Consider the following 9,113-nt stretch of genomic DNA (forward strand, 5'->3'; position numbering starts at 1 on the left):
CCAACGGCTATTATCCAAATGCAGGTTTGGCGAAAGGCAAAGATGGCAACTTCTACGGCACAACCATTTCGGGTGGAGCGTACGGTAATGGAACGATATTCAGAGTCACCACCAACGGCAGCCTGACGCGGCTGCTCTCGATCAATTTCAACCCTTACGCAACCGCGACAGGCGGTTTGGCGCAGGGCAGCGACGGCAATTTCTACGGGGTAACTCACCCCGGCGCGGACGTAGGCGAAACGACGCCTGGCACGGTGTTCAAAATGACTCCGACCGGCCATTTGGTGACGTTGTTATCGTTGGACCCCGCCGTTGGCTACCTGAGCTACCCGCCTATACAAGCGAGCGATGGAAATCTTTACGGCACCACTGGCTTCTTTTTCCGAAGTGAAGTTTTACAAGGAATTGTTTACAAAATAATGCCTGACGGCACCTGGACAAACCTGGTTGCACTCGACAGCCTTGATCTCGCCTACGGAGTTTCGCTCGTGCAGGGCGCAGACGGTAATCTCTACGGTACTGCCGCCGGCAGTGATCTCTCGATCGACGACGGATATGGTCCAGGGGCCATTTTCCGCATCGTGGTGCCACCGCCGCCACCTACCCTCACGATCGCGCAAGAGGGAAACCAAATGGTTTTTTCCTGGCCGACCAATGCCGCTGGATTTGTGCTCCAATTGACTACGAACCTTACTCCGCCGATCGTCTGGAGTGATTCGACCGACGCCTCCGCCGTCGTCGGCACGCAATTCACCGTCACCAACGTCAACTCTGCCGTCGAGCAGTTTTTTCGCCTAAAGCAACCGTAAACGCATTGACGAATCAAAGCGGGCGGCCAGGAAGAATTCCTCCGGCACATTCATTTTCCTCGCAATTGCTTCTCTAAAACTCGCGGGTTCCACAATGGACTCAAATAGTTTTCCACAGCGTGTCCGCCATTTCACCTGGCATCACGGTGACGGCGACGCTGGCGGCTTTGCACGCGGCAACGCACGCACAGGGTGGCAATGTATGTGTTGTAAAGAAGTGTTGGATTCGGGTGCCCTAACATGACTGCTGGCGTGGAACGCGTCCACTCGTTTGAGACAAAGAAGGATTTCGTGTTGGGCGATGTCACTGAGATCGGTTAGGCCAGCAGTGTTGCTCTCAAGAAATTTCGCATTCCGCTGATCCCTGAAATTGGTCGCTTGCTCTTGCGTTTCAAAGCCTCGGATGTCCGGCTTGGTGTCATTTTTCTTGCCAACGTTTACGCCCTAAGTCAGATTTTCGCAGCGATGCTTTCAGGCTGGAGTTGGTCACCTTTTGCGAGTGTTTTTGGCATTCAGGAAACACTCCGAAGATGAATTCTGAACCTTTTAGGACCATCGCAGAGCATTGGTGGATGGGGTCGTAGCTCAGTTGGTAGAGCGTCTCGTTCGCAATGAGAAGGTCAGGGGTTCGACTCCCCTCGGCTCCACCATTCCGAAGTCAGCCTTTCCCTTCGATCACTTCACGGTTCGTCGAAATGTCGCTCGAACTGGCAAACGCCGGGGATTTACGCGATTTCGAGTCCGGTTGGATTTTGACCAGGTTCTGTTCCGCGGCAACTTCGTCCAGCAGCGCATCAATCCAGAGCAGCACATTGCGTTTCTGCCGCTCCAGCCACCAGCCAAAAACGGACAGTGAAAGCAACAGTAACCAGATCCACGGATGCGCCGGGGTCAACATGGCGATCACCAGGGATTCCGCGCCGCAAGCGGCCCAAAACGCAATTCGTGCCGGCAGCGACCAGTTGGCCTTCAGCCGGCACCGGAAAACTCTTTTCCCCCGGCCAAGTTCCTCCGTGACCGTCGTCAAGCGCAGCCGGCTCCAGCGGCTGCCGAAGATTTCCACATCGTGATCGCTCCAGCCGGCATCGGTTTTGTACTGCCATTCCTCGGCGTGTAGTTTGGAGAGGACACCCTGGAGAAAAAAGTACCGGTCCTGGCCGGCCTCCGACCCGTAGCAAGTCAGTCTGGCGGATCTCAAGCCATCAAGGCCCGCGGTCGGGACGGCGCGTTTGAAGACCGGCGGCTCGGAGCGGGCCGTAAGGCGCCAACCGTAACGCGCCCAACCGCGCACTATCGGCTGCAGCAGGAACAGCAACGCGACGAGCGGACGAGACCATCTTCGCTTTTTCCTCTTCGGCAGCTCCGCCTGCGCCGCGGCGAGGGCGCAAACGCCGAGTGAAATGCAAATGCTCGTCACCGCAACCGGCAGCAACGCGTAAAACGACGCGGACAACACCAGCAGCGGCAGGGTGATCAACACATGGTATTCGAGCGATGTGAAAAACATCAGCAGAAAGGCCGGCTGGGGAATGTACAGTTTCTGAAAGAATCCGCTGCCGAACAAACCGTGGTAAATGACCGGCCGCTGCAGCGTCACGCCGAACTTCGAGGCGGTATAGATTCGCCCGCGCCACATGCCGCCGCCGAAGAAGTTGAAGTATTCCGGGTGCTTGCGCATCAGCAGGGCCTCGGCCTCGCCGTAGCCGATCTGCTGCTTCAGGTAGGCGCGGATGGTCGAGCGTCGATAGTGCCAGACGAAGCCCGCCGGGCTGAAACCGATCCTGCCGCCCCGCTCCTGCAACCGCCAGCACATGTCCACGTCGTCGCCCGCCTTTTGGAACACCGGATCGAAACCGCCGATTTCTTCGAGCGCCCACTTGTAAAACGCCATGTTGCAGCCGGGGATGTGTTCGGCGTCCCGGTCCGACAACATTACGTGCGCAGGCCCGCCGGGCGAAACCATGACCGCTGCGGCAACGCATGAATCGTCTGGTGGAAGAAAATTGTGTCCACCGACAGCGACGAATTCGCCGCTCAACAAATCGCCGACGAGGTAATAGAGCCAGTCTTCATCCGCCCGGCAGTCGGAATCGGTGAACGCAATGATTTCGCCGACGGCCGCGCTGATGCCGGTATTGCGCGCGACGGAGAGGCCGTGGTTGTCCTGGCGGACATAGCGAATTTTGCCAAACTCTTTCGCAATGTCCGGCGTGGAATCGGTCGAGCCGTCATCCACGAGGATGACTTCGTAATCAGGATAATTCAGGCTCACAAGAGAGCCAAGGCATGCCTTGAGCGTGCGCGCACCATTGTACGATGCGACCACGACGGAAACCTTTGGAAGACGTGGCAATGGAAAATGCGGCGAGCCGCCAAAGACCTTTTGGACCGTCCAAAACGACTCCTTCGGTTTGCGATCGCGCCCGGTGATGCCGAAACCCCAATCTTCAATCCGCCGACCGCTTCTGAACCAGTCGTCCGTGTAACTGAAGAGGACGGCGCCGGCCAGACCCGCGCGAAAGACCGATTCAATCTGCCAGCCGAGGATTTCACACTTGTTCGGCTCACTCTCGCGGATGGAGTCAATGCCGAATTCACCGAGGATGAGCGGTCTGGTGTCTGCGAGCATCTGTAACCTGGCGAGATAGCTTTCAAACGTCTTCTTTTGGTGCAGGTAAACGTTGAAACAGACGAAGTCGATGTTTTGCGGATGAATGAACTCAGTCGGCGGAAACGAAGCGAAGGTGCACAAACAGTCCGGATCGGTGGATTTGGCGATCTCCACGAGTTCTTCGATAAAGTCCGTCACGGCGCGCGCGCCGCTCCAGCGGACGATTTCCGCGGGGATCTCGTTCACCACGCTGCAGGCGAATACCGCGGGGTGGCCCGCCCAGGCGGCCACGGCGTTTCGCACAGCCGCTCGTGCCTCCGCCTTTGCGTTTGACGATTCGAGGAAACACAGATGGTTCGGCCACGGCACATCCACGAGAACTTTGAGGTGATGCCCGGTCGCGAGATCCAGAAACCAGCGTGGAGGTGGGCAGTAAACCCGGACGAGATTGGCGTCCAGTTCGCGAAGCTGAAGAAAATCGCGCGCCACCTGATCGGGCGAGGGAAACATCTCTCCCTGCGCGTTCGGCGCAAACGGACCGTAGGCAAGACCCTTCACATGGAATTTTTCCCGGCCGAGCCGGAAAAACTTTCCATCCACGCTTACTCGCGGTGCGGGTTTGCTGTGAGCACTCATGGCGGTACGCGAATTTCGGGGTCAGATTTTTCGGCGCAGCATGAGCACACCAAGGAGCGGGCAACGGTCCGGCCGGATCCCGAGAGGCAGTCCGCAAAACAACAGGGGCATGACGCTGCCGATCACAGATCCGGAGCAGGGCAACTTCCGCACAGGACTTCTATTACGTAAGCAAAATGACTTCGGCAACTGAATTGAAATTCAAATTGTTTCGAGGCGGGCGGCGATCGTGTCGAGTCGACGTCACGAGACGCTCACCAGCCGGCCACCGCGACGGACACGATAGCGGCGGCAACGCCACTCAACCGTGTTGCCGAGGAATGCAAACACCCAGATCAACACGTTCAACAAGTCTTTCGCAGGCGCCAGCCAAAAATTATGCACATGCGTCAGGGACTGGGTCAGTTTTTGTTGGTTCCTCATGGCGGTCAGGATGCGCGCCAGCAGGCATGCGGCAACAATCCACGAGCAGTCGGGCAGGCGCAAAACGCCCGTCCTGTAACCGGTCGCTCCCTGCCAGGAACCGGCGAAATGCGCTCCGGTTGAGACAAGTTGAACGATCCACCATAGCAGCGGCCACAGCGTGGCGTTGCCAAGGAGGCTGAAAAAATAAGGCAGCGGCTGACAGACGCGGATCGTGCGCGCCCAGCGGAGCTGGTGGCGCCACACTTCGCTCCAGCTCTTCGGCGATTCCCAACACTCGACGACGACCGGCGAAAGAACAATCCGCCCGCCTCGCCTTGCGATCATGTTGCCGAGTTGATAGTCATCAGCCAGAAAATCAACGAGCGCCTGAAATCCCCCGATGCCGTCGATTTGTGCCCGGGTCGTGGTCATGGCCGCGCCCAAGGCGAAGTCGAGCGGTTTGAGGCTTTGCGATTGCAGTACCTGGCTCCAAAAATCCGCGTTGATGGCGATGGCCTCCCACTGCATCGCCGTGGTCGTGGGATTGGCCAGATGATAAAAGCAATTCACCAGCCCAACGGCCGGATCACGCAACGGAGCGACGACGTTGGCCAGGAAATCCGGGGGCACCCGCACATCCGCGTCGCTGACGACGATCAGGTCGTGTTTGGCCAGACGTTGCAGTTGGGCCAGCGTCGAGACCTTGGCGTTGGCGCCAAGAGACGCATTGCAAACAACCAATTGAACATCCCGCGTACGATGTTTTGCGATCAGCTGCCGGGCGATTTCGCAAACCGGGTCATCAGTCGAGTCAACTCCGAACAAAATCTGTGTTGCAGCAGGATAATCCTGCGTCAGCCAGCTTTCCAGGCAGTGCAGCGTTTCGCCGTCGGCGTTCTTCAGTGGTTTCAGAAGCGTGACCGGTGGCGCAAAACCCTTGTCCGTGGCGCGCTGATGAAGTGGAAATCGCAGTCCGACGACGAATTGCCAAAGCGTCAACGCGAGGCTGAGGAGCGTGAGCGCTGCCAGAATGACGTTCAACACCACGCTTGGTTCTTAACAAGGATCAACGCGGTCAAAAAGGTTTTTCCGAACGAGAGTGACCCCGTTGAAGCGTCGGAGGTGCAACGCCGACCGGGAAAGGACGGGGCCGATTCACCGTTACAACCACTCTTTGATCTTTTGCTCATACCGGATGTAGATGAAGCCGAGAATCAGCAGCACGATGCCGAGCGCCATGAAGCTGAGGATTTGATAGAGCCTGTCGAGTTTCCACACGTCCAAAATCACCACACGGCCGAGCGCGCAACCGAGCACGCCCAGGCCGAGCCAGCGATAGATCCGTTCGCTCATCAGAACTCCCGTGACGAACACCAGCAGGGCCAGCACAGCCCAGCAAACCGTCAGGTAAAATCCGTCCGATTGCAGAAACACGATCCATTTCGACGCGAACCGCCAAAGGCTCAACCCACCCAGCATAATCATCGTTGTGTGCAAGCCTTCGGCGAACTCAAAATGTTCGGGCAAATGCCGGGCGAGACGTTGCTGGCCGAGCAGGACAAGAATGGCAAGCAGGTTTGGCCAATATACGATCGTGTCACCCTGGAACGGAAACCAGAAGAGCCAGAATCCGGCGGCCGTGAGCACCGCGCCGCACTGCAAGCCTTCGCGGTTCTTGCGCCACCCGGCTTCCCAGAAAACCAGCGCGCCGGAGAGCGACAACACCCAGAACCGTTCCCGGCCCGCGATGTATTGATAGACCCAGGCGAGCGACATGAGCAGCGCAGCCCAGCGATAGACCAGCGCGATGGGCAGAATGGATTCGCCGTAGCCGGCGCTGAGTTCGGGCCGGCGATTGAACCAGCGCGCCACGCCGAATGAAAGGGCGACGAGCGAGGCCATCGGCACGAGCGCCACATACCATTCCGGTTTGTCGCGCCACAACTGGTTCAGAAATTCCCAGGCGCTGACCGCGAGAAAGAACTGTCCGCACGCGGCCAGCAGCCATGCGCGCGTGACGGCGCCATATACGGTCAATCCAACGGCGAGCAGACTGGTGAATGCGAGCCAGACCGGCGCGTTGAACAGCGGATGCAACCAGAAGAACAGCATGCCGACCGTTGCGAGCGCGTAGAGTCCCTGGAACAATTGCGCGCCGTCGCGGTCGAACTTCAGCGTTCGTTGATGCTGCCACCAATGGCTGAGGCCAAGCGTGATGGCGACGAGCAGCGCAGGATTCCACCACGGAGGTGCGGGGTGTGTATCAATGGCCCCCCAAAGCCAGAATGCTTGCGCGAGCACAAGATAACCCTGGCCGAACAGCGTGATTTCCCGAATGCGCAACGCATAGAACGAAACGGTCAACAAAACGGTTTCCACGGCGAGGACCAGTGGAAGGTTTTCGTGCGCGGTGTTATTCCAGGTCGTCACCAGCAAGGTCACCAACGCCAGCGCCGAAAACGTCGCGGGCTGCGGGCGGATGCCGTCTGTATTATTCTCCGCACCGTGTCGTCGCGACCAGAACGCGTTGAAGGTCATGAGCAGTCCCACGCTCGCACCGAGGTAAAGGTCGGTGCGGTCGAATTGTTTCATCCCGAACACCGCCCAACTCACCGCAAGAAACGCTGTGAGGTACGCGCCGATTCGCAGGAGCAGGTTTTGTCGCTGGTCAGCGAGGATGAGGAGAATGACACTTTCAGCGGCGAGCATGATCGCCAGCTTCAGGCCGGTGAAATAGGTAATAAAGCCGACTGTGACGAGAACGAGCCCCTGCGTGAGGTAGCTGTTGATGACGATCTTCTCGGCGGCGAGCCGTCGCGCCGCCAGAGCAGCCAATCCCAACAAGACGGCGCCAAAACAAAGTGAGAGTTTCCAGAAAGAACCGGTGTTGACAGAAAGCTGCGTCAGCACGACGAGGCTGAAGAACGCGGCGTTGTTGACGGTCAGGAATGCGGCGCGTGGCTCGCCCGTGAATTTCTCATGACGCGAAAGGAAGACCGCGGCGGTGAACAGGAGCCAGTAACCAAGCAGAAACAGATTGCCGGGCTGGAAGCCGGCATTCGAGAGATTCGAGTGCCAGAGCCATTGGCCATCCACGTAGAAGCGCCAGTAGGTGTATCCGCCGTAAGTGGCGAACAGGCTGCCGAACGAGAGCGTTGTCCAGCGATTGCGCACGAAGAAGAACACGCCGGCCATGGTAAGCACCAGGTTCGAGTAAAGTGTGAACAGGCCGATGTTCGTGATGATGGACGTGTAATAAGCCAGGCCGACGGCGAAAATCGCGAGCAATTCTGATTTTTTGCGGTCGGCAAGCCAGGCCATGTATGCGGCCCACGCGAGAAGGAACACGCCGTCGAGCACGCCGCTTTGAATCACTTTCAGATTTGCGATGTGATGTGCGGCATAGGTCGTGAAATAAACGGCGGCGAGGCCACCTGCTAACAACACCTGCGCATAGTTTTTCAACGACTCCTGTTTGCGTTGCAGTCGCGCACCAAGACCGAGCAGCAGGCCGCTGCCGAGATACATGAGGAACAGTTTTCCGCCAGCGCCGAGTTTGGTGATGAAATTTTGGTAGGCGTAGTTGCCGAAGAACACCAGCGCTGTGAGTAACATCACAATGCCGATGCGCACGAGCCAGACCTTGCCCAGTTTCATTTCGAACGAGGATTCTTTTACCGGAGGCGCAGACGCGGCGGCGGGGATGAGCGGCGGCGGTTCCGACAGTTCGCGCGTTGGCGCTTCAGCCGTTGGCGCCGACTCGGACGCCTCCGGTTCCGATGCGGTCGCCACGAAGACGGCCTCCGGTTGAGGCGGGATGACGGGCGGCAGAGACGCCGGTGCCGCGATTTTCAGCGAAGTTGCCGATGCCTCCACGCCCGGTCGTGCCGGAGACGACGCCCCCGAGGGCGTGATTTCCATCTGCTTTATCGGGAATGGGGCGGCCGAGGGTTGTTCGACTGGTTTCAATTGTGCTTCGAATTGCTGCGTCTGCGTCCAGAGGAGATCCAACTCGTGTTGCAACGACTGCAACCTTTGTTTCAACCGCAACAGTTCCGCACGCTCCTGTTCGTTCATCGCCAGCCTTTCATTTGGTTACGGGCAAAAAGAACGTCGCTTCCGAATCTCTCGCAGAGCTTCGTCCGGATGACGACCTCCTCAAATCCCGTTCTGAGGCGCATTGCAGACGAGCGCCGCCCGACCGTGGCTTCACCCGGAACCCGAACAACTCTGAACGCGAAAAGGCGGCCCAACCAGCCCAAACTCTTGCGTCACCCCACCAATCAAAACCGGACCTGGTTTTCATGGCGGACAGTCTGACTGCGCGTCCCGTCTGGCCGTTAATCGAAAAAATGATGCGAAACATCGGGCTGCGTGATGGGTGGGGGGCGGCAGGCCGGACTTTGGCGTAATTGATTGTCTTGCACGAGAAGCTTTGAAAAACTCGGCGTCATTATGCAGCTGCGCGTGCTCAGTGTCATGGGGTGCCTGGTGCCTTTCGGCATCGCGGTCTTCGCCGGTGGTGAAAAAAAGTCCCCGGGCGAAGCAGGAGCAACCGGAATGAATTCGCCGAACTACCGGGTCGTTGCCGATACATTGATTCGCGCCGCGACAGAAACCGACTTCGCCTTTCGGCGGCTCGCGGAACTCTG

General features: G+C 58.3%; 5 protein-coding genes and 1 tRNA gene. 3 read left to right on the forward strand and 3 right to left on the reverse strand.

Annotation, left to right across the window (positions count from 1 at the left end):
* Positions 1–809, forward strand: an 809-nt coding sequence (locus VN887_11490) for a choice-of-anchor tandem repeat GloVer-containing protein (protein ID HXT40626.1), incomplete at its 5' end; no start/stop codon positions are given.
* A gap of 574 nt (positions 810–1,383) precedes the next feature.
* A tRNA-Ala gene (locus tag VN887_11495) sits at positions 1,384–1,459 on the forward strand.
* 8 nt (positions 1,460–1,467) lie between these two features.
* On the opposite strand, the gene VN887_11500 is transcribed toward VN887_11495, so the two are convergent.
* The 3 genes from VN887_11500 to VN887_11510 all read right to left on the reverse strand — a co-directional run bounded on the left by VN887_11500 (position 1,468) and on the right by VN887_11510 (position 8,538).
* Positions 1,468–4,056, reverse strand: a complete 2,589-nt coding sequence (locus VN887_11500; GenBank protein HXT40627.1) for a glycosyltransferase — start codon at positions 4,054–4,056, stop codon at positions 1,468–1,470.
* 243 nt (positions 4,057–4,299) lie between these two features.
* Complete coding sequence (locus tag VN887_11505; GenBank protein ID HXT40628.1) at positions 4,300–5,505, reverse strand: glycosyltransferase; 1,206 nt, start codon at positions 5,503–5,505, stop codon at positions 4,300–4,302.
* Between the two features lie 117 nt (positions 5,506–5,622).
* On the reverse strand, positions 5,623–8,538 hold the full coding sequence (locus tag VN887_11510; GenBank protein HXT40629.1) for a DUF2339 domain-containing protein: 2,916 nt from the start codon (positions 8,536–8,538) through the stop codon (positions 5,623–5,625).
* 378 nt (positions 8,539–8,916) lie between these two features.
* Here VN887_11510 and VN887_11515 point away from each other — a divergent pair.
* A partial coding sequence (locus tag VN887_11515) for a hypothetical protein (GenBank protein HXT40630.1) occupies positions 8,917–9,113 on the forward strand: 197 nt, incomplete at its 3' end.

It is taken from the genome of Candidatus Angelobacter sp. (assembly GCA_035607015.1).
Taxonomy (GTDB): Bacteria; Verrucomicrobiota; Verrucomicrobiia; order Limisphaerales; family AV2; genus AV2.